Origin of the sequence: Nonomuraea jabiensis, from assembly GCF_014204795.1 — a bacterium.
Taxonomy (GTDB): domain Bacteria; phylum Actinomycetota; class Actinomycetes; order Streptosporangiales; family Streptosporangiaceae; genus Nonomuraea; species Nonomuraea jabiensis.
This window is the reverse complement of sequence record NZ_JACHMB010000001.1, coordinates 7,128,937-7,155,143: the sequence shown is the minus strand read 5'-3', so window position 1 is coordinate 7,155,143 and position 26,207 is coordinate 7,128,937. Positions and strand designations below refer to the sequence as shown.

Here is a 26,207-nt window from a genome sequence, read left to right as displayed (position 1 = left end):
TGGTCCGAACGCGAGCCCGCGGGGCGACCCAGTAGAAAACGTGTGCGGCCGGGGAAGCCCTACACGGCCCCAAAGGTCGCCACGCGGGCTCGTCCACGTTTTACGGCGATCGTTATGGATTCGTTCAGCAAGCCGCCAGGCGTCTAGGGCGATTTAGCCCCTGACCTGGCTTGTTGTTTGCTCACATCACCGACACACACATGTCACTAATTGGTGACGAACGATACTGAACCGGGCGCCACCAGAATAAGCTCCCGCCACAGCATCCCAGTTGTGCCTGCGATGCGCGCGTGTCGAGATGGAGGGGCACAACCCCGCCTTGACCTACTTGAGGGAGCACCATTGCGCAGAGCCGTGATCGCGTTCACGGCCTTCCTGAGTGGACTCATCTTCCTGCTGGCCAGCCCCGCCCACGCGGGGCCCGCCGACTGCCAGGGACTGAGGGGAACACTCAAACTCCAAGGCCAGCCAGTGAACGGCGCCAAAATCGCCGTGACCACCGAGAGCGGACAACCCGTTAAGGAGGTCACGAGCAACGCACAAGGCACTTGGGACGTTCAGGTCGACAAAGCCGGTAAGTACAAGGTCACCCTGGATGTCAGCAGCCTTCCGCAGAACGCGCAGGTGCGTGGCGGCAACAATGTCCGCACGCCGACCGTCTTCGAGGGCAACTGCTCGACGGTCCTGTTCGCCCTCGAGGCCAAGGGCGCCCCTGGGCAGCAGCAGCAGGAGGCCGGCGGCGAGAGCTCGTTCTGGACGACCGCCGCGCAGCTGACCTTCGAGGGCCTGAACCTCGGCCTGATCATCGCCCTGGCCGCGCTCGGTCTGTCGCTCATCTACGGCACGACCGGCCTGACCAACTTCGCCCACGGCGAGCTGGTCACGCTCGGCGCGATCCTCGCCTATGCGTTCAACGTGGGCTTCGGGTTGCATATCATCCCGGCCGCCGTCATCGCGGTCGTGGTCGGCGGCATCCTCGGCTACCTGCAGGACCGCCTGTTCTGGGGCCAGCTGCGCAGGCGCGGCACCGGCACCATCGCCATGATGATCATCTCGATCGGCGTGGCGCTCTTCCTGCGGTACGTGTTCCTGATCTTCTTCGGCGGCCAGAACGAGGCCTACGCCCAGTACACCGCCCAGCCCGGCATCCAGGTCGGCCCCATCACGGCCGCCCCCAAGAACTTCGTCGCCATGGGCATCGAGCTCGCGGTCCTGATCATCGTCGGCCTGGCCCTGATGCGCACCCGCACCGGCAAGGCGGCCCGCGCCGTGGCCGACAACCCCGCGCTCGCGGCCTCGTCCGGCATCAACGTCGACCGGGTCATCCGGATCATCTGGACCACGGGCGGCGCCATCGCCGCGCTGGCGGGCATCATGCTCGGCCTGTCGCAGAGCCTCAAATACACCATGGGCCAGGACATCCTGCTGCTCATCTTCGCCGGTGTGACGCTCGGCGGCCTCGGCACCGCGTTCGGCGCGCTGGTCGGCTCGCTGGTGGTGGGCCTGTTCATCCAGGTCTCCACCCTGTGGGTGCCGCCGGAGCTCAAGAGCGTCGGCGCGCTGGCCGTACTCATCATCGTGCTCCTCGTCCGGCCGCAGGGCATCCTGGGCCGCCGCGAGCGGATCGGCTGACCGGGGGAGGATCAGAATGGACTGGATCACGATCATCAGCACCACCCTCAAGTCCGCCATCGGCGTGGACACGGTGCTGTACGCCCTCGCGGCCATCGGTATCAACATCCACTTCGGCTACACCGGCCTGCTCAACTTCGGCCAGGCCGCGTTCATGGGCGTGGCCGGCTACGGCCTGGCGGTCACCGTCACCGTCATGGGCCTGCCGTTCTGGATCGGCATCATCGTCGGCCTGCTCGCCGCCGTGCTGCTGGCGATCCTCATGGGCATTCCGACGCTGCAGCTGCGCGCCGACTACCTGGCCATCGTCACCATCGCGGCGGCCGAGATCATCAGGCTCGTCTTCCGCTCGGTGGCCTTCAAGTCGGTCTTCGGCGGCTCCGACGGTCAGCGCGGCTTCTCCGACGGCTTCTACGCCCTCAACCCGTTCCCCGAGGGGGACTACGGCTTCAACCTCGGCCCGGTGCCGATCTTCTTCAACCACCGGGTCCTGTGGGTGCTGGTCGTCGGCTGGGCGCTGATCGCCATCTGCTGCGGCATCGTCTACCTGCTCATGAAGAGCCCGTGGGGCCGCGTGCTCAAGGCCATCCGCGAGGACGAGGACGCCGTGCGCAGCCTCGGCAAGAGCGTCTTCTCGTACAAGATGCAGTCGCTCATCCTGGGCGGCGTCATCGGCTCGCTCGGCGGCTTCATCTACGGCCTGGCCTTCGCCTCCGTGCAGCCGGACGTCTTCGGCACCGAGACCACCTTCTACGTCTACACCATGGTCATCCTCGGCGGCGCGGCCCGGGTGCTCGGCCCGGTCGTCGGCTCGATGATCTTCTGGGTGCTGCTGGTCTTCATCTACGGCGTGCTCACCGAGGCGGTCGGCGCCGGGTACATCACGTTCATGGACACCAACCAGGTGGGCGCTTTCCGCTACATCATCGTGGGTCTTGGCCTCATCCTGTTGCTCGTCTTCCGGCCACAGGGCGTCTTCGGTGACAAGAGGGAGATAGCAATCGATGCACGCTGAAACCCACACCCAGGCAGGCGCCACCGAGCGCAAGGCGGCCGCCCTGGCGGCGTTCAAGGACCTGGCGCGCGACCCCGGCGTGCCCAAGCCCGACCCCATCCTCGTGGTGGACAACGTGGTGCGCCGCTTCGGCGGCCTGACCGCGGTCGAGGTCGGCCACGTCGAGATCCAGCGCGGCTCCATCACCGCGCTGATCGGCCCCAACGGCGCCGGCAAGACCACGTTCTTCAACCAGCTCACCGGGTTCGACACGGCCGACTCCGGCTCGTGGACGTTCAACGGCAAGTCCATGAACGGCGTGCCCGCGCACAAGGTGGCCCGCGCCGGCATGGTGCGCACGTTCCAGCTCACCAAGGCGCTGTCCCGGCTGACGGTCATGGAGAACATGCGCCTGGGCGCCCAGCAGCAGAAGGGCGAGAGCTTCTTCCGCGCGCTCGTCCCGAGCCTGTGGCGCGGCCAGGAGGACGAGATCACGGTGCGGGCCGAGGAGCTGCTGGAGCGGTTCAAGCTCGCCGCCAAGCGCGACGACTTCGCCGGATCCCTGTCGGGCGGCCAGCGCAAGCTGCTGGAGATGGCCCGCGCGCTCATGGTCCAGCCCGAGCTGGTCATGCTCGACGAGCCCATGGCCGGGGTCAACCCGGCGCTGACGCAGTCGCTGCTCGGCCACGTCAAGGACCTGCGCGAGCAGGGCATGACGGTGCTGTTCGTGGAGCACGACATGGACATGGTCCGCGACATCAGCGACTGGGTGATCGTCATGGCGCAGGGCGCGGTCATCGCCGAGGGCCCGCCCTCGACGATCATGTCCGACGAGCGCGTGATCGACGCCTACCTGGGCGCCCACCACGACGCGCCGCTCTCGGAGACCGAACTGGAGGCCCAGCTCCACGAGGCCGAAGCGGCGCTGGAGGCCGAGATCGAAGAGGAGACGCAGAAGTGACCGTCCCTGAGCCGGCCCAGTCGAAGGCGGCCGTCACCGACCGCGGCGACCACCTGGAGGGCGCCAAGGACGCCGTGCTGAGGTGCGACGAGCTGATCGCCGGCTACCTGCCGGGCGTCAACATCCTCAACGGCTCCGACCTCTACGTCAAAGAGGGCGAGCTGATCGGCATCATCGGCCCCAACGGCGCCGGCAAGTCGACGCTGCTCAAGGCCATGTTCGGGCTGGTCACCATCCGCAGCGGCACCGTGCTGCTCAAGGGTGAGAACATCACGAACATGAAGGCGCACTCGCTGGTCGCCCGCGGCGTCGGCTACGTGCCGCAGACCAACAACGTCTTCCCCAGCCTCACCATCGAGGAGAACCTCGAGATGGGCGCCTTCCAGGTGCCGGGGAAGTTCAAGGAGCGCTTCGAGTTCGTGGCCGAGCTGTTCCCCGCGCTCAAGGAGCGGCGCAAGCAGCGCGCCGGCTCCCTGTCCGGCGGTGAGCGGCAGATGGTCGCGATGGCCAGGGCCCTCATGACCGAGCCGTCCGTGCTCCTGCTCGACGAGCCGTCGGCGGGCCTGTCGCCCAAGCTGCAGGACCTGGTGTTCATCCAGGCCCAGCAGATCAACAAGGCGGGCGTGACGGTGATCATGGTGGAGCAGAACGCGCGCCGCTGCCTGCAGATCTGCCACCGCGGCTACGTCCTCGACCAGGGCCGCAACGCCTACACCGGCACCGGGCGGCAGCTCGCCAACGACCCCAAGGTCATCGAGCTGTACCTCGGCACACTGGCCAAGGCGTAAGACGATCGAGAACGGCGAAGGGGCTCCCGTGGGCCCCTTCGCCGTTCTTTAATGTGCGGTGTGAAACGTTTAGCGACAGTCGCGCTCATGCTTCCCGTCCTGCTCGTCGGCTGCCAGGGCAACGCCTCGTCCGCGTCCAAATACAGCACCGGCGGCGACCCCACCGACAGCCCGTGCGCCCGCGTGGTCTCGGCCATCGGGTACGCCGACCTCATGCTGGAGCCGAAGGGTCAGGAGGACCGGCAATACTTCGAGGACGCCGTGATCGGCCGCCTGGCGGAGCTGCGCGGGATCACGCTGGAGTTCGGCGACCGGCTGCCCGACTCGCTCAAGGGCGCCGTACAGACGATCAAGACCACGACCGCCGGGCTGTCCAGGAACGACGTGCCCCGGGAGCGGCAGGTGGCGCTGCTCAAGCAGTACCGCGCGGCCGCCGACCAGATCGTGGCGGGGTGCAGGTAGCGACGAGAAGGGCCCGGCCGTGACGGCCGGGCCCTTCCGTGTGAGGCGGCGGTACTAGCCGGCGATGTTGCCGGTGCGGTACTCCAGCGCCTTGGTGGCGTACTTGTTGTTGGCGCCGTACTGGTAGATGCCGATCGTGGCGACCGCCGGGTCACCGGCCTCGTTGAACTCGACCGGGCCGCTGACGCCCTCGTAGTCGATGTCCTTGCCGGCCTTCAGCAGGTCCACGCACTCCTTGAAGCTCTTGCACTTCTCGCCGCCCTTGCTCACCTCGGCGAGCTTGGCCGCGATGTCCGTGCCGGCGTCGCTCTTGGCGGCCTCGGCGGCCAGCGCGATCAGGTTGGCGGCGTCGTAGGACTCGGGGGCGTAGCTGAAGTCCTGGAGCTTGGGGTTGATGGCCAGGAGCTTCTTCTCGAACTCCTCGGGGGCCGCGGCGCCCGGGATCGTGCCCTTGACGCCGTCGAGCGTGCCCTTGGGCATCTTCACGTAGTTCGTGTTGGACGTGTTGCCGTCCACCATGTACCACTTGTGCTTGTCGGCGGGCAGGCCCTGCTTGACCAGCTCGGCCACGACCTTCGCGGTCTCCTCGAACCCGATCAGCACGATGCCCTTGGGGTTCTTGGCCTTGATCTTGGCCACGTCCGCGGAGAAGTCGGCCGCCTTCGGGTCGTAGTCGACCCGCTCCACGACCTCGCCACCGCCGTCGGTCACGGTCTTCTGCACCTGGTCGGCCAGACCCGTGCCGTAGGAGTCCTGCATGGCCAGGATGCCCACCGTGTCGTTGCCGTCGGCCACCACGAGGTCACCCAGCACGCGGCCCTGCAGCTTGTCGGGCGGCGAGGTACGGAAGTACAGGCCCTTGTCGTTGATCGTGGTGAACTTGTCGGAGGTGTTGGCCGGCGAGAACTGCACCACGCCCGCACCAGTGATCTTGTCGATCACCGACTCCGACACCGACGACGACGCGGCGCCGATGATGGCGTCGGCCTTCTGCGCCAACAGCTTGTCCACCGACTGCGAGGCGATGTTGGTGGTGGTGTCGCCCGAGTCGGTGTCGTACTTGGTGATCGGCTTGCCGAGCACGCCACCGGCCTCGTTGATCTCCTTGACGGCGGCGTCGACTCCCGCGATCTCGGGCGGGCCGAGGAAGGCCAGCGAACCGGTCTGGGGCAGCAAGGTACCGATGGTGAGCGTGCCATCGCCCTTCGCCGCGGCGGGCGCCGACGACGACGGCGCGGCGGCAGACTCTGACGTCTGCGTGGCGGTGTTGCCGCCGCCACCGCCGCAGGCTGTCAGGGCGAGGCTGGTGGCAGCCACGACAGCCAGCGCCCGCCCCACGGGAGCAATGCGGATCATGAAGTGTCTCCTTCATTTCCAGGCCGGGATCGGTCAGCACCGCCGAGCGTTCCCGAACGAATGCAGGAAACGTATAAAACTGCTGCGTGCTCCAACCAGATGCACTGGGGAACTGTCGGCACTTGGATGCGGAGTCGTAATCAGTCCTCAACTTACGGACCTGGGCAAGCGCGCTTAATCTGCATCGAGTGAAGCGCTTTACGGTCCCCCTCGCCATGGTGCTCCTCCTCGCCGGTTGCGGCACCTCCGAACGGCCTTCCACGCCATCCGTGACGCCCCCGGCGGGCGTATCCGTCTCACTGGCGCAGTGGCGTTCGGACGAGCCCGTGCACGCGCTTGAAGTGGCCGTCCGCAATACGACGGACACTCCGGTCTATTTCGCCGACGTCCAGCTCGTCACGGCTTCCTTCAGAACCCTGCCGGCGCAAAGGACCGACGCCACCCTCAAGAAGACCGAGCGGACGGACCTGCGCATCACGTACGGGCCCGCCAACTGCCTGCCCCAGGGGCTGCCCGAGGTCCAGCCGGCCACGGTCGTGGCGCACGTCAGCACCGGGTCCGAGCAGCCGCGCAAGGTCGTCTTCAACGTCCCTCACCCCGACCCGCTGCTGGCCAGGCTGCTGCGCGACGAGTGCTCGGAGTTCCTGATCAAGGAGGCGGCGGACATCGAGTTCGGCCCGGAGTGGAAGGACGACGGGAAGGCCATGCGGGGCAACCTGGTGATCACCCGGCGGGGCAACGGCGCCGTCACCGTGACCGACATGGGCGGGACCACCCACTTCATCGTCACGCCCGAGCACCGGCCCCTGGGCGTGCTGGCCGCCGGCCGGCAGCGGCTGGAGGTGCCGATCGCGCTCACCCCCGGCCGCTGCGACCCCCACGCGTTCGCCGAGGCCAAGAAGGCCTTCCTGTTCCCCGTACGGGCCAGCATCGACGGGGGTCAGGAGCGCGTGGTCATCGTGGTGCCGCCCAAGCCGCTGCAGGACCGCCTCATCCCCTGGGCGATGAAGACCTGTGGCCTGGGCTGACCGTCAGCCCTCGATCTTGCCGGTGCGGTACTCCAGCGCCTTGCCGGGGTACTTGTTGTCGTCGCCGTACTGGTAGACGCCGATCGTGGCCACCGCCGGGTCACCGGCGTCGTTGAACTCGACCGGGCCGCTGAGACCGTCGTAGTCGATGTCCTTGCCGGCCTTCAGCAGGTCCACGCACTCCTTGAAGCTCTTGCACTTCTCGCCGCCCTTGCTGACCTCGGGCAGCTTGGCGGCGATGGACGCGCCGGAGTCGTCCTTGGCCGCCTCGGCGGCGAGGGCGATCAGGTTCGCCGCGTCGTACGACTCGGCCGCGTACGTGAAGTCGCTCAGCTTGGGGCTGAGCTCGACGAGCTTCTTCCGGAACTCCTCGGGCGCCTCGGCGCCGGGGATGGTGCCCTTGACGCCCTTGAGCGTGCCCTTGGGCATCTTCTGGTAGTTGGTGTTCGACATGTTGCCGTCCACCATGTACCACTTGTACTTGTCCGTCGTCAGGCCCTGCTTGACCAGCTCCGCCACGACCTTGGCGCCCTCCTCGAAGCCGATCAGCACGATCGCCTTCGGGTTCTTGGCCTTGATCTTGGCCACGTCCGCGGAGAAGTCAGCCGACTTCGGGTCGTAGTCGACCCGCTCCACGACGCTGGCGCCGGCCTCCTCGGCGGTCTTGGTGACCTGGTCGGCCAGGCCGGAGCCGTAGGAGTCCTGCATGGCCAGGATGCCGATGGTGTCGTTGCCGTCGGCGGCGATCAGGTCGCCGAGCACGCGGCCCTGGAGCTTGTCCGGCGGCGCCGTACGGAAGTACAGGCCCTTGTCGCTGATCGTGGTGAACTTGTCGGAGGTGTTGGCCGGCGAGAACTGCACCACGCCCGCACCCGTGATCTTGTCGATGATCGACTCCGACACCGACGAGGACGCGGCGCCGATGATGGCGTCGGCCTTCTGCGCCAGCAGCTTGTCCACCGACTGCGAGGCGATGTTCGTGCTCGTGTCACCCGAGTCCGTGTGGATCTTGGTGACCGGCTTGCCGAGCACGCCGCCGGCCTCGTTGATCTCCTTGACGGCCTGGTCCACGCCGGCGAACTCGGGCGGGCCCAGGAACGCGAGCGAGCCCGTCTGCGGCAGCACGGTGCCGAGGGTCAGCGTGCCGTCGCCCTTCGCCGCGGGAGCCGAGGAGGCCGCCGTGGACGGGGCCGCCGACTCGGACTGCTTCGCGGCCGTGTCGCCACCGCCACCACCACAGGCCGTCAGAGCCAGGCTCGCGGCGGCCGCGACGGCCAGCACGCGCCCCGTTGGAGCAATGCGGATCATAAAAGAGACTCCCCCTATCTCAACGAAGGAACGATCACCTTCGCTGGGTTTTCCGAGCTCAGCATGCCTGTTCGAACAGGTGATGGGGAGTTGTTACGCGGCTTTTATGCGGATTCGTAATGTCACAAACACTGATAGTAATGGTACGTTTCGTGTGAGTTACGGTCGTGTCAGGACACACCACACCCCAGATCCGGAAATTTCGGGATCTGGGGTGTAATGGGAGCCTCTCAGCCGGCGATGTTGCCCTGGCGATATTCGACCGCCTTCGCCGCGTCGAACTTGTTGTCCGCGCCGTACTGGTAGACCCCGATCGTCGCCACCGACGGATCCCCCACCTCGTTGAAGTCGACCGGCCCGCTGACACCCTCGTAGTCGATGTCCTTACCGGCCCTCAGCAGGTCCACGCACTCCTTGAAACCGGTGCACTTCTCCCCGGACTTGCTCACGTCCACCAGCTTCGCCGCGATGGCCGCCCCCGAATCGTCCTTGGCCACCTCCGCCGCCAGCGCGATCAGCGTCACCGCGTCATACGACTCCGCCGCGTACGTGAACTCGGTCAGCTTGGGATTGACCGTCAGCAGCTTCTTCTGGAACGCCTCGGGAGCCGCCGCGCCGGGCAGCGTCCCCTTGACGTCCTTGAGCGTGCCCTTCGGAGCCCTGGCGAAGTTGGTGTTCGACATGTTGCCGTCCACCATGTACCACTTGTACTTGTCCGCCGTCAGGCCCTGCTTGACCAGCTCCGCCACGACCTTCGCGGTCTCCTCGAACCCGATCAGCACGATACCCTTCGGGTTCTTCGCCTTGATCTTGGCCACGTCCGCGGAGAAGTCGGCCGCCTTCGGGTCGTAGTCCACCCGCTCCACGACCTCCCCGCCGCCGTCGGTGATCGTCTTCTGCACCTGGTCGGCCAGACCCGTGCCGTACGAATCCTGCATGGCCAGGATGCCCACCGTGTCGTTGCCGTCGGCCACCACCAGATCACCCAGTACCCGGCCCTGCAGCTTGTCCGGCGGCGCCGTGCGGAAGTAGAGCCCCCGGTCGTTGATCGAGGTGAACTTGTCGGACGTGTTCGCCGGCGAGAACTGCACGACCCCCGCCCGAGTGATCTTGTCGATGATCGACTCCGACACCGACGACGACGCCGCCCCCACGATCGCGTCCACCTTCTGCGTCAGCAGCTTGTCGGCCGCCTGCGAGGCGATGTTCGTGGTCGTGTCACCCGAGTCGGTGTCGTACTTGACGACCGGCTTGCCCAGCACCCCGCCCGCCTCGTTCACCTCCTTGAGCGCCAGATTCACCCCCGTGAACATGGGCGGGCCCAGATACGCGAGCGAACCCGTCTGCGGCAGCACCGTGCCGATCGTCAGCGTGCCGTCCCCCTTCTTCGCGGTGCCGGCCGAAGAGGGAGCCGAGGAGGACGGCGCCGACGCGGGGGCGGCGGTCGTGCCCCCGCCCGAACACGCGACCAGCACCAGGCACGCCGCCGTGACGGCGACCGGTAAGCGGGCGGCGGCGAGCACCGGTACGCGGATCGCTGTGGCGGCGACCGGCGCGCGGGAAATACGGATCATCGAAAGCGTCTCCGTTCGAGATGAGCGGACCTTCCGTTCGCCCATCAGTTACGCGCCGGGACACCTCCCACGAAAAGCACTCGAAGCCGGTTGGATGCCCACTCGTGACCACTCCACAACCCACCGGCCCAAAAGACTTGATATATGCGTTTTTCAGCCCCGCTCGCCCGCGTCGTCTATAACGATCTGAGCAACCTCACGCATGCTCAACCGCCGATCCATCGACGCCTTCTGGATCCACCTGAACGCCTGCGGCTCACTCCAGCCGTGCTGCGTCATCAGCTGACCCTTGGCCCGCTCCACCAGCTTCCTGGTCTCCAGCCGCTCCGACAGGCTCGACACCTCGGCCGCCAGCGCCACCATCTCCTCGTGCCTGCTGACCGCCATCTCGATCGCCGGCACCAGATCCGCCTTCGTGAACGGCTTGACCAGATAGGCCATCGCCCCGGCGTCCCTGGCCCGCTCGACCAGGTCCCGCTGGGAGAACGCGGTCAGGATCAGGCACGGGGCGATCCGCTCGGCCACGATCCGCTCGGCCGCCGAGATCCCGTCGAGCACGGGCATCTTCACGTCCAGGATCACGAGGTCCGGCTTCAGCTCGGCGGCCAGCCGGATCGCCTGCTCGCCGTCCCCGGCCTCGCCCACGACGACGTAGCCGTCCTCCTGGAGCATCTCCTTGAGGTCGAGGCGGATCAGGGCCTCGTCTTCCGCGATCACTACTCGCCGCTGCGTACTCACGAGCAGAAGAGTACCGATGTCCGGTACATTAGAGCCACGCTGGCGGTCAGCAGGCGATCTAGCTCGGCGCTAGGATGCACCCTAAGTCCGGAAATGCCCCGGTATTCCAACGGCAGAGAAGATGGCCTCAAAATCCATTCAGTGTGGGTTCGAATCCCACCCGGGGCACTGACCGACCGCCCGGTTCTCTCACCCGGGCGGTTTTGTCGTACCCGGGTGCAACACTCTCCGCATGTACGATCTCGCCGTCCGTGACGACACCCTCCGCCTGCTCGCCTCGGGACTCAGCATCGGCGAGACGCGCAGGCAGACCGGCGTCAGCACGAACACCATCCGCCGCTGGCGCGACAGACCGGTGACCGACTCGCCATTGATCCGCACCTGTGCCCGGTGCGCATCGCTTCCCCAAACCCCCGCGCCCGCCGACAGCTACATCCATCTCCTGGGCCTCTACCTCGGCGACGGTCACATCGTGGCGTGCCCCAAGGGCGTCTACCTGCTCTCCATCTACTGCGACGACCGCTGGCCCGGGCTCATCGAGGAAGCAACCATCACCATGGCGCACGTCATGCCGACCTCAGTGATCAGCCGACGCCACCGCAACGGCTGCACCGAAGTCAAGAGCCTCTCCAAGCACTGGCCGCACCTGTTCCCGCAGCACGGCCCCGGCAAGAAGCACGAGCGCCCCATCGTCCTCGAGCCATGGCAGCGGGAGATCGTCTCGGCGCATCCCGGGAGGTTTGTCCGGGGCCTCATCCACTCCGACGGCTGGCGTGGGACCAACCGGGTCCGCCGCGACCTGCCCAGCGGCGTCCGCTGGTACGAATATCCTCGCTACCACTTCAAGAACGAGTCCCCCGACATCCTCGCCCTCTGCGGCGAGGCGCTCGATCTGCTCGGCGTGGCCTGGCGGTTCAACAACCGCAACGAGCTCTCGGTCGCCCGGCGGGAGGCGGTGGAGCTGCTCGACCTTCACGTCGGCCCGAAATACTGACCGGTCACCAGGGCACGATCCCGGCGTCGTCGTAGAAGCCGCCGGTCGGGCCGTCGGGGCCGAGGGTGGCCAGCCGGATGATGACGGCGGCTCCGTCCGCGGCGGTGCGCGTGACCTGGAACGGCAGGTCCTTGGTGAGGTCGGTGGCGCAGGCGCCGGGGGCGGCGGCGTTGACGAGGATGCCGTCCTCGCGCAGTTCCTTGGCGTACTGGACGGTCAGGGAGTTGAGCGCGGTCTTGGACACGGGGTAGGTGGCGGAGGGCGGCAGGGCCGACATGTAGTGGCCGGGGTCGGTGTGGTGGGCGAGCGAGCCGACGCCGCTGGAGACGTTCACGATGCGGGCCGCCGGTGAGCGTCTGAGCAGGGGGAGCATGGCGTTGGTGACCATGAGGACGCCGACGACGTTCGTCTCGAACACCTCCCGGAGGGTGCGCGGGGACATGGCGCTGGGCGGGTCGCCCATGGGGCCCGCGATGCCGGCGTTGTTGACCAGCACGTCGAGGCGGGTCAGCGTGGCGGCGGCGGCGTCGATCGTGGCCGGGTCGGTGACGTCCAGCACGACGGGGCGTACGTCGCCGCCTTCGGCGCGGAGCCGGGCGGCGGCCTCCTGGCCGCGGGCCCGGTCGCGGGAGGCGAGCAGCACCGTCATGCCCGTGCGCGCGAGTCCCGCGGCGACCTCGTATCCGATGCCCTTGTTCGCCCCGGTCACCAGGGCTGTGGTCTTGTCCGTCATGTGGGGAAGCACACCATCGGCGGCCGTTCCGGGGCCAACACCGGGTGGGTCATGGGCCATACCCTGAGGGTATGGAAACGCGCGAGCTGGCCTATTTCGCCGCCGTCGCGGAGGAGTTGCACTTCGGGCGCGCGGCCGAGCGGCTGGGCATGGCGCAGCCGCCGCTGTCGAGGGCGATCCAGAAGCTGGAGCGGCGGCTCGGGGTGACGTTGTTCGACCGGTCGGGGCGGCGGATCTCGCTGACTCCGGCGGGCGAGGTGCTGGTCAGGGAGGCGGCCAAGGTTCTCGACGCGGTGGCGGCAGCGACGGTGCGCACGCAGCGGGCGGGGCGGGCGGTGCCCCGGCTGGTGGTGGCGATGAAGGCGGGCGGTGACGGCGGCCTGCTGCCGGAGATCCTCGCCGCCTACCGTGCCCGTCCGGATGCCGTGGAGGTGGACCTGGTCCTGTGTGCGGTGACGGAGCGGGCGCGGATGCTGCGTGACGGCACGGCGGACGTGGCGTTCCTGCACAGCCCGTACGAGGATCTGACGGGTTTCGACAGCGAGCCGCTCAGGGAGGAGGGCAGCGTGGCGATCGTGCGGCCCGGGCATCGGCTGGCGACGCGGCCCTTCGTGCGCCTGGCCGAGGTGGAGGACGACCCGACGCCGTGCTGGCCGGGCCGGCATTCCGAGGTGAGCGATCCCTCCGTGCTGATGCAGCTGGTGGCGTTGGGGCGGTTGATCGCGGTGGCCCCGGAGTCGGTGCGGGATCAGCTGCGGCGGGATCTGGTGTGCGTGCCGGTGCTCGACGGCCCGCCGACGACGGTGGTGCTGGCCTGGCCGGAGGGGGTGCGGTCGCGGGCGCTGGCGGCGTTCGTCCACACGGCGACGATGGTCGCGGCCCGGCACTCCACCGCCGCGAACGGGGATCACCTGGGCAAAGGCGCGATTGAGCAGCTTTCGGGATCGCTCCCACCGGGAATAGCCGTCTCACGATCGATGCAGACGGGGGTGGGGCGGCATGCCGTTGAGCGTGGCGGAGAGGGAGGCGTTCCTGGCGGAGCCGCACATCGCGAGCCTGGCGGTGGAGACGGGTGACGGGCGCGCCCCGCTGATCGTGCCCGTCTGGTACGACTACGTCCCCGGCGGCGAGGTCCGCTTCCTGACGGACGGCGACTCGCGCAAGGCCAAGCTGATCGCGAAGGCGACCAGGTTCTCGATGCTGGTGCAGCGGGTCAGCCCGACCTACCGGTACGTGTCCGTCGAAGGCCCCGTCGTGCACTCAGGCCCTACGACGCTGGAGGACCTGACGCGCATCTCCTCCCGCTACCTGCCGCCCGACGCGGTGGAGGGATACGTGCAGGGCTCGGACCTGCACGTGCTCATGACGTTCCGGATGCGGCCCGAGCATTGGCTCTCCGCCGACCTGGGCGCTCTCGGCTGACCTGGAAACGGTATTTTTGGGCCCGTGACTGCTATCGATCCCACCTCGACCGGCGCGTTCGGCGTCGGCCTCGCGACCATCGCCGCCGACGGCACCGTACTCGACACCTGGTTCCCCGCCCCCGAGCTGGGCGACGCGCCCGCGACGGGCACCGAGCGGCTCTCCGCCGGCGAGGCCGGTGAGCTGGCCGAGCTGACGGGTCCCGACGCGGCGCGGGGCGTGGAGGTGGTGGCGGTGCGCACCGGCATCGCCAAGCTCTCCGAGGCGCCCGTGGACGCCCATGACGTCTACCTGCGGCTGCACCTGCTGTCCGCGCGCCTGGTCAGGCCGCACGGGGTCAACCTGGACGGCATCTTCGGCCTGCTCGCCAACGTCGCGTGGACCAATTTCGGTCCGTGCCCGGTGCCGGACTTCGAGCGGACGCGCCTGCGGCTGCGGGCGAGGGGCGCGGTGACGGTGTACGGGGTGGACAAGTTCCCGCGGATGGTGGACTACGTGCTGCCTTCCGGCGTGCGGATCGCCGACGCGGACCGGGTGCGCCTGGGCGCCCATCTGGCGAGCGGCACCACGGTCATGCACGAGGGCTTCGTGAACTTCAACGCCGGCACCCTGGGCGCCTCCATGGTCGAGGGCCGCATCTCGGCCGGCGTGGTCGTCGGCGACGGCTCCGACGTGGGCGGCGGCGCCTCGATCATGGGGACGCTGTCCGGCGGCGGCAAGCAGGTCATCTCGATCGGCGAGCGCTGCCTGCTCGGCGCCAACGCGGGCATCGGCATCTCGCTGGGGGACGACTGCGTGGTGGAGGCCGGCCTCTACGTGACGGCGGGTACGAAGGTCACGCTCCCGGACGGCACGGTGGTCAAGGCGGCCGAGCTGTCCGGCTCGAACGGGGTCCTGCTGCGCCGCAACTCGCAGTCGGGCGCGGTGGAGGCGGTCCCGCGCACCGGCGGCGGCATCGAACTGAACGCCGCCCTGCACGCGAACTGACCCGAAGCCCGCTCCTGCCCAGGGTGCCGTTCAACACCCGCCCTGGGTCAGGGGGCGGCGCTGGGCATGATCAGGGGCGCATGGGCCTCCGTCCAGCGGGGGCACGCGCCCCATGCCCTTGGGCCGGAGCAGGCAGGATGGGCGGGCGCACCGGTCAGACAAGAGCCACGGAGTCGGCCCACGGCGCGCCGTAACGGCGGCGCGCCGGTGAGGCGGGTAAGCGTCTCCCTGGAGGGCCCTCAGCCACGGCCGGCGGGTGGGGCTCACCGTGCCGGCCGTAAAAGAACTAATGCGCGTGAGAGACCGCGGAGCCGATGGTGTGGACGCGCAGGGCGTTGGTGGAGCCCGGGGTGCCGGGAGGAGAGCCGGCCACGATGACCACCTTGTCGCCCTTCTCCAGCCGCCCGCTCGACAGCAGCGAAGCCTCCACCTGCCGCACCATGTCGTCGGTGTGGTGCACGAACGGCACGTGGAACGTCTCCACCCCCCACGTCACCGACAGCTGCCCCCGCACGTGCGGCGACGAGGTGAAGGCCAGCAGCGGGATCGGCGAGCGGTAGCGGGCCAGGCGGCGGGCAGTCTCGCCCGACATCGTGAACGCCACCAGCGCCTTGGCCCCGACGACGGCCCCCACCTCGGCCGCGGCCCGCGCGATGGCGCCGCCGGTGGTCTCCGGCATGCGCTCCAGCTTGTGCGTGGCGTGCAGGGACGTCTCCTCGGCGGCGCAGGCGATGCGGTCCATCGTGGAGACGGACTCGATCGGGTAGTTGCCGACCGACGTCTCGCCCGACAGCATGACCGCGTCGGCGCCGTCCATGACCGCGTAGGCCACGTCGGAGGCCTCGGCCCGGGTGGGGCGCGGGGCGTTCATCATCGAGTCGAGCATCTGGGTGGCGACGATGACCGGGTGGGCCTTCTCGCGGCACAGCTCGATGATGCGCCGCTGGACGATCGGCACCTGCTCCAGCGGGAGCTCGACGCCCAGGTCGCCGCGGGCGACCATGATGCCGTCGAAGGCGTCGACGATCTCGGGGAGGCGGTCGACGGCCTGCGGCTTCTCGATCTTGGCGATCAGCGGCAGGCGTACGGCCTCCTGCTCCATGATGTTGCGCACCACGTCGGCGTCGGACGGGCGGCGGACGAAGGACAGGGCGATCATGTCGAAGCCGGTGCGCAGCGCCCAGCGCAGGTCGGCCTCGTCCTTGTCGGTCAGGGCGGGGGCGCTGACGTTGACGCCGGGCAGGTTGAGGCCCTTGTTGTCGGAGATCATGCCGCCGATGACGACGCGGGTGATGATGCGCTCGCCGTCGACGCGGGTGGCCTCGAGCACGAGGCGGCCGTCGTCGACGAGGATCGTGTCACCGGGGCGCACGTCCTTCGGCAGCCCCTTGTAGGTGGTGGAGACCTGCTCGCGGTCGCCCGGCACGTCTTCGGTGGTGATGGTGAAGACGTCGCCGAAGCCCAGCCTGACCGGGCCCTCCTCGAACGTGCCGACGCGGATCTTGGGGCCCTGCAGGTCGGCGAGCAGCCCTACACCGCGGCCGAGGTCGGCCGCCACCTCCCTGACCCGGTCGTAGACCTCTCTGTGCATGTCATGATTGCCATGGCTGAGGTTGAACCGTGCCACGTCCATGCCTGCGGCGATCAGCTCGCGGAGGCGTTCTTTGGAGGAGGTGGCGGGGCCTAGGGTGCAGACGATTTTCGCGCGACGAGTCACGAGTCCTACCTTAATTGGTACAGACCACTTGGCAGTCACTGACGACGGAGAACGTAGCCGACGTAAGAGAACAGAACGAGAACGGCGACCCCCAGACGTACCAAGTTCGTGTACTGCTCCGGGTAGATCACGCCCTCGATGTAGTTGTCGATGAATCCGCCGGCCGGCAGTCCGGCCAGTCCAGCGTTCCGGCGTCCCCAGTCCTCGATGACGGTGAGCGGGCACTCGACGCCGGTCACGATCGACAGCAGGCCCCAGCCGGCCACGGCCAGGTGCGCCCAGATCGTACGCCGCCAGCGCCACGCGAGGAACCCGCCCACGGCCAGGTAGGCCAGGAACGCGAAGTGCACCACCATCGCGGCGTCCGCGATGATGCGATACATCATGGTTCGACGGTAGCCGCTTTCCACGCGTCCACGACACCGTGCCCGAAGAAGCCGTTGTCCGCCTGGTCTCCCTCGCAGACCTGCGTGATGTCCTGGCCGTAGGCCTTGTACACGTACTGGCGGGGCGTGGGGCAGGCCTTGGGGGTGGCGGTCTTGTACAGCAGGTCCTCGACGGTGGCCGGGGCGAGTTCGAGGCCGCCCTTGCCGGGTTTGCCGAAGCGGCTGATGAGGATGGCGGCGACTCCCGTGGCATGCGGGGCGGCCATGGAGGTGCCGTCGAGGTACTGGTAGTAGGCGCAGGTGCCGCCCTTGCAGTCCTTGACGACGTCGGCGCCCTTGGGCTCGCCCTTGGCGTCGATCCGGCCGGCGGTCCGCAGCACGTGCTCGGGCGCGGCGCCCAGGATCGAGCGGGTGGCCTTGGCGCCCTTGCCGTCCAGCGCGTCGCCGCCGGGCGCGGACACGTCGGCCTGCTCGACTCCGTAGTCGCTGTAGATCGCCTTGCGGCCGGAGGGGCCGAGCCCGGCGACGGAGATGACGCCGGCGGACTCGGCGGGCACGTTGACGCAGGAGTTGTCGATCTGGCGCTCCTTCTTCTCGCCCACCGGGTAGCCGGGGCTCTCCTTGTCGACCTTGGGGTGGCCGAGGTCGGTGGAGCCGTTGCCGAGGGCGGAGATGAGCGTGACGCCGCGCTGGCGGGCGTAGTCGAGCGCCCGCTGCATGCCGGTGATGATGGCCGCCTGTTCGAGCTGCTGCTTCCTGGAGTCGGCCTTGTTGTTCGTGCAGTTGAACAGCCAGGGGTCGACGTAGTAGCTCATGTTCACGACGTCCACGCCGATGTCGCCGGCGTAGGTGAGGGCGTCGAGGCTGGGCTTGAGGAAGAAGAAGCCGGAGTCCTGGCCGGCTCTGATGTTCACGATCTGCACGCCGGGGGCGACCCCGGCGATGCCGATGCCGTTGATCGGGGCGGCGATGGTGCTGGCCACGTGGGTGCCGTGGCCGTCGTCGTCCTCGTCCACGGGGTCCTTGCAGTCGCGGGCCTCGCAGGGGCCGTCGAGCGTCTCGCCGTCCTCGTCCTTGGGCTTGTCGGTGACGAAGTTGCGGCTGAGCTCGCGGTTGAAGTTGGGGGCGATGTCGGGGTGCTTGCCGTCCACGCCGGTGTCGATGACGCCGACCAGCACCTGCCTGTTGCCGGGCACCTTGGCGTTGGCGCGGTCGGCGCCGATCATCCGCATGTCCCACTGGCGGCCGGCGAGCGGCTCTCCCGCGCCGTTCCTGCTGAACGACCGCGCGTCGGGGAAGCCCGCCGCCCGGCCTGCGGCCCCTCCAGCGTCGCCTGCCGCCCGGCCCGCGGCCCCTCCGGCATCGCCCACCGCCCTGACCGCGGCCCCTCCGGCGTCGCCCGGCGTGCGGGCCTTGGCTCCTCCGGTACGGCGGGTGGCGGCGCGGCCGGCGTCGGCGAATCCGATGCTGCGGTCCGGGGAGACCCCGACGACGGACCCGTCGGCGCCCACGTTCTCCGCGAACCTGCCGCCGCCGCCCGTGGCCGTCAGGTAGCCGAGCTTGGCGTCGTTCGCGAGCGTGGTGCCGCCGGCGCGTTCGACGGCCTGCTGTGCCTGGCGCTGCTCGCCTTGGGTGTAGAAGACGAGGTATTCGGGTCCCGCGGGGGTGGCGCGGCGGGGCGGGGCGTCCGATGTGCCGGGCGTGCAGGCGGCCATCGCGATCACCGTGGCCAGCGCCGTCAAGCCGGAGGCGACTCGCCGCATGCTTCCCCCATCCACCCAGTGCCGCAGATTCTGCATCTTCCCGACACTTACCAGGTGATGCAGCTTACTGCCGAAATTTCGCCCTATAGGTGGCGAAGCGGACCCCGGGTACGGGATCCGCTTCACCCTGGGCTCAGGCCCGTACGCCGGGCTCCGGAGCCGGTTCCCGCACGACCGGCTCGGACGGGGCCTGGTCGGTCAGGCGTACGTCCCTCAGGAAGGCCAGGAGCAGCGCGGCGGCCAGCAGGATCGGCCCCACCCACGCGAACACCCCGCTGATGGCGTGGGAGAAGGCCAGCTGCGTGGCGTGCCGCGCGGCCTCGGGCAGCGCCTGGATGGCCTCGGGCGTGAGCGAGGCCTGTCCCAGCGCGAGCCTGCCGCTGAAGACGCCGCCCAGCACCGCCACGCCCACCGCGCCGCCGACGCCCCGGGCGAACGTGACGGCCGAGGTCGCCGCGCCCCGGTCCGCCGCCGCGGTGGTGGTCTGCACGACCAGCAGCACGTTCTGCATGACCATGCCGAGCCCGGCCCCGAAGAGCACCATGTACGCGCCGGAGACCAGCCCGCCGGTCCCGAGGTCCATGGTGGAGAACAGGAACCCGGCCACCCCGGCCAGCGCCGTCCCCGTGACCATGAACCACTTGAACCGACCGAACCGGTGCACGAGCTGCCCCGTCACCGTCGACGACACGACCATCCCGACCATCATCGGGAGCAGCAGCAGCCCCGAGTCCGACGCGCTCGCCCCGGTGGCCAGCTGCAGGAACACGGGCAGGAACGTGGCCGCGCCGAGCATCGCGGTGGCCATGAGCACGACGGAGGCCACCGGGATCGTGAACGTCCGGTCGCGGAACAGCCGCAGCGGCAGCACCGGCTCGGCCGCCGCCCGTTCCACCATCACGAACAGCACGGCCAGCAGCACCGCGCCGCCGCCGAGCCCGATGACGACCGGCGAGGACCAGGCGTAGAGGGTGCCGCCCCAGGAGGCGAAGAGCGTCAGGCAGGTCAGCAGCCCGGAGATGAGCACGGCGCCGAGCCAGTCGATGCGGTGCGGGGAGACGCGCCTGGGCAGCTTCAGCACGGCGAACGCCACGGCCAGCGCGATCACGCCGAGGGGCAGGTTGATGTAGAAGATCCAGCGCCAGGAGACGTGCTGGGTGAGGTAGCCGCCGAGGATCGGCCCGGCGATCGAGGCCAGCGTGAAGACCCCGCCGAAGATGCCCTGGTACCTGGCGCGTTCGCGGGGGGTGACCAGGTCGCCGACGATGGTCATGGTCAGCACCATGAGGCCGCCCGCCCCGATGCCCTGGAAGGCCCGGAAGGCGATGAGCTGGCCCATCGACTGCGCCAGCCCGCACAGGGCCGAGCCGAGGACGAACAGGACGATGGCCGACAGGTAGAGGTTCTTGCGGCCGTACATGTCGCTGAGCTTGCCGTAGAGGGGCGTGGCGATGCCCGAGGTCAGGGCGAACGCGGTGACCAGCCACGACAGGCTCTCCAGGCCGTGCAGCTCGCCCACGATGGTCGGCATGGCGGTCGCCACGACGGTCTGGTCGACGGCGGCCAGGAACATGGTGAGCATGAGTGAGCCCATGCTCACCCAGAGTGAGCGCCGCGGTGCGGCCTCGGGTGTGGTTGTGGATAGCATTGGTCGTCTCCTTGCTTCTTTCGCGAGGGCAGGAGTGATCGGCGGCGATCGGGGGTGCCACCCCGGTCGCCGCTTTCCCTATGGGTCAGAGTCCGTTCTCCAGCAGCGTGAACGCCTCTTCGAGCAGGTCCTCCACCGAGCCGTCGTGGGCCGCCGCCTCCTGGATCGCCGAGATGGCCGCGCCGAACGACGCGACGATGAGCAGCCTGGCGTGCATGGGGCTGGTGACGCCCGGCCGGCCCCTGACGGCCTCGAAGATCGTGTCCATGATCTTCGTCTCGTCGGCCGCCCTGGACTTGGCCGCCAGTTCGGGGTGACGCTTGCGCAGCTCCATGAACGGCTCCAGGTCCGCCCAGATCCGCCGGCTCCGGACGGCGAAGGTCCGCATCACGGTCTTCAGCGACTGGAAGGCGGGCTCGTCGGCGGGCCGTTCCGTGAGCATGCCGACGAGCTCCTCGGGTTGCCAGAGGGGCTCCATGACGAGCGCCTCTTCCTTGGAGGCGAAGTAGTTGAAGAAGGTGCGCGGCGAGATGTCGGCCGCCGCGCTGATCGCCTCCACGGTCGCGGCCTCGATCCCCTCGTCGAGCGCGATCTTCACCGCGGCGGCCCTGATGGCCTGCCGCTTCTCGGCCCGCCGACGGTCTCGACGCTGCTGTGGACTCTCCATGTCTTGCACTGTACGCAACTCTTGCACTCTCTGCAAGGCTTGCAGGGAATGCAATTCTCCGGACATGGCGAAGGCGCCCGCCGTACGGGCGGGCGCCTCGAGAGCACGGGCGTCAGCGGGTGAGGTCGAGCTTGACCCCGCCCAGCATGACCTGGCGCGGCATCGGCCGGGCCAGGAACTCGTGCGGGAACCCGAGGTCCACCCGGCTGGCCTCCTCCAGCGCGGCCAGGTGTCCGTCGCCGAAGCGCACGTCCAGGGCCCCCAGGTTGTCCTCCAGCTGCGCCGTCGTGCGCGCCCCCACGATGGGCGCCGTGACGCCGGGGTTGAGCGTCGTCCAGGCCAGCGCGACCTGCGACGGCTTGACCCCGAGCTCGCCGGCGACCCGCTTGACCACGTCGGCGATGTCCAGGGCGCGCTCGGTCAGCGACCCGTTGGCCGCCGCGACGTTCTTGCGCGTGCCGGACGGGTCGGCGGAGACCTCCTGGGCGAGGTCGTCGCGGCCGTACTTGCCGGTCAGCACCCCGCCGGCCAGGGGCGACCACGGGATGACGCCGAGCCCCATCTCCCGCGCCATCGGGATGAGGTCCCGCTCGACGGTCCGCTCGACCAGGCTGTACTCGATCTGGAGGGCGATCAGCGGCGCCCACCCGCGCAGGTCGGCGATGGCCTGCATGCGCGACACCTGCCAGGCGGGCGCGTCGGAGATGCCCACATAGAGCACCTTGCCCGCCCTGACCAGGTCGTCCATGGCCCGCAGGATCTCCTCCACCGGGGTGGTGAAGTCCCAGGCGTGCAGGTAGAGCAGGTCGATGAAGTCGGTGTTCAACCGGCGCAGGCTCGCCTCGACCGACTGCACCATGCTCTTGCGGTGGTTGCCGCCGGAGTTCGGGTCGCCGGGCCGCCTGGCCATGGTGTATTTCGTGGCCAGCACCAGCTCCTCGCGCCGCCCCGACGCGAACTCGCCGACCAGCGTCTCCGCGGTGCCCTCCGTGTACTGGCTGGCGGTGTCGATGAAGTTGCCGCCCCGGTCCACGTACGTGTCGAAGATCCGCCGCGACTCGTCCTTGTCCGAGCCCCAGCCCCAGTCCGTGCCGAACGTCATGGTCCCCAGAGCGAGCGGCGAGACGCGCAGTCCCGAGCGGCCGAGCAGGCGGTAGGTGTCAAGAGTCGTCATGCCATCAAGGCTGCTCCGGCCCGGATCCGGGGGGAAGGGAAGGCTCTTCCTGGGACCGGCCTTCCTAGGCAGGCGAGCCGTAGGATCGAAGGGTTGACCTCCTCCCTCTCGTAAACGAGGGAGATTCCAACCGTCGCCGGTCGGCCTTCCTGCTTCACCGCCGGTCGCCCGCCCGAGAGGACTCTCGTTGAGGTCTTACACCAGCTCCACAGGCGTTTCAGCTCTCCGCCAGCCCGGCGGCGAGCACATTCTTCGCGGCGTTGACGTCCCGATCGTGGACCGCGCCGCAGCCGCAGATCCATTCCCGGACGTTCAACGGCATCGCTTCTTGCAGGGCCCCACAGGCCGAGCACAGCTTGGAGGAGGGGAACCAGCGGTCCACCGCCACCAGCGTGCGCCCGTACCAGGCGGCCTTGTACTCCAGCATCATCCGCAACTCCCGCCAGGCCGCATCCGAGACGGCGCGGGCCAGCGAGCGGTTCTTGACCAGGTTGCGGACCGTCAGATCCTCCACGGCGATCACTTGGTTCTCGCGAACAAGCCGTGTGGTCACCTTGTGCAGATGGTCCCGGCGCCGATCGGCGATCCGGGCATACACCTTGCCCACGCGCAGCTGGGCCCTGGCCCGGTTGCTCGACCCCTTCCCCTTACGGGCGAGCGACCGCTGAGCACGCGCCAGCTTGCGCCGGTCGGCACGCTCGTGACCCGGGTTGACGATCTTCTCGCCGGTCGAGAGAGTGGCCAGCGCCGTGACGCCCGCGTCCACCCCCACCGACGCCTCGACCGGCGGCAGCGGCGAGATCTTCTCCTCGACCAGGATGGAGACGAACCACCGCCCGGCCGCATCCCGGGAAACGGTGACCGTGGACGGCTCGGCCCCCTCGGGCAGCGGACGCGACCACACGATGTCCAACGGCGTGTCCGTCTTCGACAGAAAGAGCCGACCCTGGCGCCAGCGGAATGCCGAGCGGGTGTACTCCGCCGACGCGCGCGCCTTCTTCCTGCTCTTGAACGTCGGGCACTTCGCCCTGCGCGCGAAGAAGTTCGCGAACGCCGCCTGCAGGTGGCGCAGCGCCTGCTGCAACGGCACCGACGACACCTCGCCCAAGAACGCCAGCTCGGGTGTCTTCTTCCACGCCGTCAGCACGGCGGAGGACTCCACGTAGGAGACCCGTTTACCTTCCAGGGCGCAGGGACGGGTCCGCTCTTCCAGGGCCTTGTTGTAGACCAGGCGCACGCAGCCGAACGTCCGGGCAAGCTCGCCGGCCTGCTCGGGGGTCGGGTGGAAGCGGTACTTGTAGGCCCGCTTCACCAGCTGCGCCACACCTCACATTTTTGCAGGAAGACCAGCCAAGTACTGCTTTATTGTCGTAGACGGCGGTCCGCCCGGCGGCGAATCGCCTGCTCCTGCCGAGATCCACAGGAGTCCGATTCCTTTCCCGTCTGAAGGCGGGGGTCTCCTCGGAGGTAGCCGATGAACACCGTGGACCAGACCCGCGAGCTCGCCGCCTTCCTGCGCACCCGCCGCGAGCGCCTGGATCCGGCCGACGTCGCCCTGCCCGCCCGCCGCGCCCAGCGGCGCACGCCGGGCCTGCGCAGGGAGGAGGTCGCCGAGCTGGCGGGCGTCAGCGTCGACTACGTGATCCGCCTGGAGCAGGGGCGCGGGCTGCGTCCCTCGGCCGAGGTGCTGGAGGCGCTGGCCGACGCGCTGCGGCTGAGCGAGGACGAGCGGGCCTACCTGTTCGAGCTGGCCCGCCAGCGCCCCAACCGGCAGGCGCCCACCGCGGAGGAGGCGGGCCCGCTGGCGCGGCTCGTGCTCGACCTGTCGCCGCTGCCCGCCATGCTGCTCAACCACCGCTTCGACATCCTCGCCTGGAACCCGGAGATGGCGGGGCTGATGATGGACTTCGGCACGCTGCCGCCGGCACAGCGCAACAGCCTGTGGCTGTGCATGCTCCACCCGGGCCTGCGCGACTTCTACCGCGACAGGGAGCGCACGCTGCGCGAGGGCATCGCCGACCTGCGGGCCTCGTGGGCGGCCCATCCCGATGACAAGGCGCTGACCGAGCTGGTCGACGAGCTCACCGCCGGCAGCGAGGAGGTCGCCCGCCTGTGGGCGCTGCGCGACGTCCGGGTGAACGGCCGGGGCCAGAAGCGGCTGCGGCACGCCGTCAAGGGCCCGCTGACCGTCGACTACGAGGTGCTGGCCCCGATCCAGGCCCCCGGCCAGCGGCTGGTCATCTACCGCGCCGCCGACGCCGGCTCGCAGCGCGTCCTGGACGCCATCGCCCGCGAATGCGCGTGAAAAAGCCGGGACCGCGCTGAGCGGTCCCGGCTTCTCCGGATCAGACCAGCGGCCGCGCGGTCGGCAGAATCGGGTACGGCAGCGCCGTCTCCCCGGTCAGATACCGGTCCACGCCCGAGGCGGCGGCCCGCCCCTCGGCGATGGCCCACACGATGAGCGACTGCCCGCGGCCCATGTCGCCGGCCACGAAGACGCCGTCCACCTTGGACATGTACGTCTTGTCCCGCGAGACGTTGCCCCGCGCGTCGTAGAAGCCGTCACCGGCGACCTCGGCCAGGTCCTGCAGCAGCGAGCCCTTCTCCGGGCCGAGGAAGCCCATCGACAGGGTCACCAGCTCGGCCGGGATCTCGCGCTCGGTGCCCGGGATCGGCTTGAACCCGTTCTGCGGCCCCTCGACCTCGACCAGCCGCAGCGCCCGCACGTTGCCGTCGGCGTCGCCGACGAACTCGGTCGTGGAGACCGCGTAGACCCGCTGTCCCCCGCCCTCGGCCAGCTCCTCGTGGGCGCTCTCCATCTTGAACAGGATCGGGAACGTCGGCCACGGCTGGCTGCCCGGCCTGCTCGCCGGCGGCTGCGGCATGATCTCGAGCTGCGTGACGGACGCGGCGCCCTGCCGGATCGCCGTGCCGATGCAGTCGGCGCCGGTGTCGCCGCCGCCGATCACCACGACGTGCTTGCCCTCGGCCGAGACGGGCGAGGTCTCGAAGTCGCCCTCCTGGACCTTGTTGGACAGCGGCAGGTACTCCATCGCCTGGTAGACGCCCTTGAGCTCGCGACCGGCCACCGGCAGGTCGCGCCACTGGGTGGCCCCGCCCGACAGCACCACGGCGTCGAACTGCTCGCGCAGCTCGGCGGCGGTGATGTCGACGCCGACGTTGACGCCGGTGCGGAACTCGGTGCCCTCGGCCCGCATCTGCTCCAGGCGGCGCTCGATGTGCCGCTTCTCCATCTTGAACTCGGGGATGCCGTAACGCAGCAGGCCGCCGATCCGGTCGGCCCGCTCGAACACGACCACGTCATGCCCGGCCCTGGTGAGCTGCTGCGCGGCGGCCAGGCCCGCGGGGCCCGAGCCGACGACCGCGACCCGCTTGCCGGTCTTGACGGCCGGGGGCTGCGGGGTCACCCAGCCCTCGGCGAACGCCCGGTCGATGATCTCGACCTCGACCCGCTTGATCGCCACGGGGTCGGAGTTGATGCCGAGCACGCACGCCGCCTCGCACGGGGCCGGGCAGAGCCGGCCCGTGAACTCGGGGAAGTTGTTCGTGGCGTGCAGCCGCTCGATCGCCTCGCGCCAGTCGGTGCGGTAGACGAGGTCGTTCCACTCGGGGATGAGGTTCCCGAGCGGGCAGCCGTTGTGGCAGAACGGGATGCCGCAGTCCATGCAGCGGGCCGCCTGCTTGGTCAGCTTCTCCTGCGAGAAGTCCTGGTAGACCTCGCGCCAGTCGCTGATACGGACGTCCACGGGGCGGCGCGCCGGCAGCTCCCGGTCGTGCGTGAGAAAACCCTTCGGGTCAGCCATTCGGTACGCCTCCCTTAACTCTGCTTGGCCAGAACAACTCGTTGCGGCGGG

23 protein-coding genes, 1 tRNA gene and 1 pseudogene are annotated in these 26,207 nt (G+C 69.2%); 12 read left to right on the top strand and 13 right to left on the bottom strand.

Annotation, left to right across the window (positions count from 1 at the left end):
- Positions 1 to 342 precede the first annotated feature (342 nt).
- The 5 genes from HD596_RS32710 (at position 343) to HD596_RS32690 (ending at position 4,837) form a co-directional block, all read left to right on the top strand.
- Positions 343 to 1,632: a branched-chain amino acid ABC transporter permease gene (locus HD596_RS32710; protein ID WP_246555011.1), complete on the top strand. Its 1,290-nt coding sequence runs from the start codon at positions 343 to 345 to the stop codon at positions 1,630 to 1,632.
- 16 nt (positions 1,633 to 1,648) lie between these two features.
- The gene (locus HD596_RS32705; protein ID WP_185073089.1) at positions 1,649 to 2,647 is read left to right on the top strand and encodes a branched-chain amino acid ABC transporter permease; all 999 of its coding nucleotides are present in this window, start codon (positions 1,649 to 1,651) and stop codon (positions 2,645 to 2,647) included.
- Positions 2,637 to 3,587, top strand: a complete 951-nt coding sequence (locus tag HD596_RS32700; protein WP_221519622.1) for an ABC transporter ATP-binding protein — start codon at positions 2,637 to 2,639, stop codon at positions 3,585 to 3,587. Before HD596_RS32705 ends, HD596_RS32700 begins: the two co-directional genes overlap by 11 nt.
- Positions 3,584 to 4,375, top strand: a complete 792-nt coding sequence (locus tag HD596_RS32695) for an ABC transporter ATP-binding protein (RefSeq protein WP_185073088.1) — start codon at positions 3,584 to 3,586, stop codon at positions 4,373 to 4,375. The genes HD596_RS32700 and HD596_RS32695 overlap by 4 nt, the downstream gene beginning before the upstream one ends.
- Positions 4,376 to 4,462: 87 nt before the next feature.
- Positions 4,463 to 4,837 carry a hypothetical protein gene (locus tag HD596_RS32690; RefSeq protein ID WP_185073087.1) on the top strand — a complete coding sequence of 125 codons (375 nt, stop codon included), beginning with the start codon at positions 4,463 to 4,465 and terminating at the stop codon, positions 4,835 to 4,837.
- 54 nt (positions 4,838 to 4,891) lie between these two features.
- On the opposite strand, the gene HD596_RS32685 is transcribed toward HD596_RS32690, so the two are convergent.
- Positions 4,892 to 6,193, bottom strand: coding sequence for an ABC transporter substrate-binding protein (locus HD596_RS32685; protein WP_185073086.1), 1,302 nt, complete (start codon positions 6,191 to 6,193; stop codon positions 4,892 to 4,894).
- 188 nt (positions 6,194 to 6,381) lie between these two features.
- Here HD596_RS32685 and HD596_RS32680 point away from each other — a divergent pair, with 188 nt between their 5' ends.
- The gene (locus HD596_RS32680) at positions 6,382 to 7,221 is read left to right on the top strand and encodes a putative periplasmic lipoprotein (protein ID WP_185073085.1); all 840 of its coding nucleotides are present in this window, start codon (positions 6,382 to 6,384) and stop codon (positions 7,219 to 7,221) included.
- A gap of 3 nt (positions 7,222 to 7,224) precedes the next feature.
- On the opposite strand, the gene HD596_RS32675 is transcribed toward HD596_RS32680, so the two are convergent.
- The 3 genes from HD596_RS32675 to HD596_RS32665 all read right to left on the bottom strand — a co-directional run bounded on the left by HD596_RS32675 (position 7,225) and on the right by HD596_RS32665 (position 10,841).
- Positions 7,225 to 8,529 (bottom strand): ABC transporter substrate-binding protein, encoded by a 1,305-nt coding sequence (locus HD596_RS32675; RefSeq protein WP_185073084.1) that lies wholly within the window; start codon positions 8,527 to 8,529, stop codon positions 7,225 to 7,227.
- Positions 8,530 to 8,759: 230 nt separating this feature from the next.
- Positions 8,760 to 10,103, bottom strand: coding sequence for an ABC transporter substrate-binding protein (locus HD596_RS32670; protein ID WP_185073083.1), 1,344 nt, complete (start codon positions 10,101 to 10,103; stop codon positions 8,760 to 8,762).
- A gap of 153 nt (positions 10,104 to 10,256) precedes the next feature.
- Entirely contained in the window at positions 10,257 to 10,841 is a 585-nt protein-coding gene (locus HD596_RS32665; protein ID WP_313045350.1) for an ANTAR domain-containing response regulator, read from the bottom strand.
- Positions 10,842 to 10,936: 95 nt separating this feature from the next.
- Here HD596_RS32665 and HD596_RS32660 point away from each other — a divergent pair.
- Positions 10,937 to 11,009: transfer RNA gene (locus HD596_RS32660), tRNA-Leu, on the top strand.
- A 64-nt stretch (positions 11,010 to 11,073) separates the two neighbouring features.
- Positions 11,074 to 11,835 (top strand): helix-turn-helix domain-containing protein, encoded by a 762-nt coding sequence (locus tag HD596_RS32655; protein WP_185073082.1) that lies wholly within the window; start codon positions 11,074 to 11,076, stop codon positions 11,833 to 11,835.
- A gap of 4 nt (positions 11,836 to 11,839) precedes the next feature.
- Here the strand turns inward: HD596_RS32655 and HD596_RS32650 are convergent, their stop codons facing one another.
- Positions 11,840 to 12,568: an SDR family oxidoreductase gene (locus tag HD596_RS32650; RefSeq protein WP_185073081.1), complete on the bottom strand. Its 729-nt coding sequence runs from the start codon at positions 12,566 to 12,568 to the stop codon at positions 11,840 to 11,842.
- Positions 12,569 to 12,639: 71 nt separating this feature from the next.
- Between HD596_RS32650 and HD596_RS32645 the strand changes: the two genes are divergently transcribed.
- Genes HD596_RS32645 through dapD form a run of 3 tightly spaced genes read left to right on the top strand, consistent with a single transcriptional unit; the run spans position 12,640 to position 14,977 of the window.
- Positions 12,640 to 13,644, top strand: a complete 1,005-nt coding sequence (locus HD596_RS32645; protein ID WP_185073080.1) for a LysR family transcriptional regulator — start codon at positions 12,640 to 12,642, stop codon at positions 13,642 to 13,644.
- On the top strand, positions 13,580 to 13,990 hold the full coding sequence (locus tag HD596_RS32640; protein WP_313045348.1) for a pyridoxamine 5'-phosphate oxidase family protein: 411 nt from the start codon (positions 13,580 to 13,582) through the stop codon (positions 13,988 to 13,990). Before HD596_RS32645 ends, HD596_RS32640 begins: the two co-directional genes overlap by 65 nt.
- 24 nt (positions 13,991 to 14,014) lie before the next feature.
- Entirely contained in the window at positions 14,015 to 14,977 is a 963-nt protein-coding gene (gene dapD / locus HD596_RS32635; protein WP_185073078.1) for a 2,3,4,5-tetrahydropyridine-2,6-dicarboxylate N-succinyltransferase, read from the top strand.
- Between the two features lie 286 nt (positions 14,978 to 15,263).
- On the opposite strand, the gene pyk is transcribed toward dapD, so the two are convergent.
- From pyk to HD596_RS32600, 7 genes and pseudogenes are all read right to left on the bottom strand, one after another.
- Positions 15,264 to 16,694, bottom strand: coding sequence for a pyruvate kinase (gene pyk / locus HD596_RS32630; protein ID WP_185073077.1), 1,431 nt, complete (start codon positions 16,692 to 16,694; stop codon positions 15,264 to 15,266).
- A 35-nt stretch (positions 16,695 to 16,729) separates the two neighbouring features.
- Entirely contained in the window at positions 16,730 to 17,080 is a 351-nt protein-coding gene (locus tag HD596_RS32625) for a DUF2784 domain-containing protein (protein ID WP_185073076.1), read from the bottom strand.
- Positions 17,077 to 18,843: a S8 family peptidase gene (locus HD596_RS32620; RefSeq protein WP_185073075.1), complete on the bottom strand. Its 1,767-nt coding sequence runs from the start codon at positions 18,841 to 18,843 to the stop codon at positions 17,077 to 17,079. Before HD596_RS32620 ends, HD596_RS32625 begins: the two co-directional genes overlap by 4 nt.
- 133 nt (positions 18,844 to 18,976) lie before the next feature.
- The gene (locus HD596_RS32615; protein ID WP_185073074.1) at positions 18,977 to 20,437 is read right to left on the bottom strand and encodes an MDR family MFS transporter; all 1,461 of its coding nucleotides are present in this window, start codon (positions 20,435 to 20,437) and stop codon (positions 18,977 to 18,979) included.
- Positions 20,438 to 20,576: 139 nt separating this feature from the next.
- Positions 20,577 to 21,158, bottom strand: coding sequence for a TetR/AcrR family transcriptional regulator (locus HD596_RS32610; protein WP_185073073.1), 582 nt, complete (start codon positions 21,156 to 21,158; stop codon positions 20,577 to 20,579).
- 112 nt (positions 21,159 to 21,270) lie between these two features.
- A complete protein-coding gene (locus HD596_RS32605; RefSeq protein WP_185073072.1) occupies positions 21,271 to 22,332 on the bottom strand; it encodes an aldo/keto reductase in 1,062 nt (353 codons plus the stop codon).
- A 122-nt stretch (positions 22,333 to 22,454) separates the two neighbouring features.
- Positions 22,455 to 23,656 (bottom strand): annotated as a pseudogene (locus tag HD596_RS32600) (RNA-guided endonuclease InsQ/TnpB family protein); the annotation flags it as partial.
- 150 nt (positions 23,657 to 23,806) lie between these two features.
- Between HD596_RS32600 and HD596_RS32595 the strand changes: the two are divergent.
- Positions 23,807 to 24,637 carry a helix-turn-helix domain-containing protein gene (locus tag HD596_RS32595; RefSeq protein WP_185073070.1) on the top strand — a complete coding sequence of 277 codons (831 nt, stop codon included), beginning with the start codon at positions 23,807 to 23,809 and terminating at the stop codon, positions 24,635 to 24,637.
- A 40-nt stretch (positions 24,638 to 24,677) separates the two neighbouring features.
- Here HD596_RS32595 and HD596_RS32590 read toward each other — a convergent pair whose 3' ends face one another.
- Complete coding sequence (locus tag HD596_RS32590) at positions 24,678 to 26,156, bottom strand: glutamate synthase subunit beta (protein WP_185073069.1); 1,479 nt, start codon at positions 26,154 to 26,156, stop codon at positions 24,678 to 24,680.
- Positions 26,157 to 26,207: the final 51 nt, after the last annotated feature.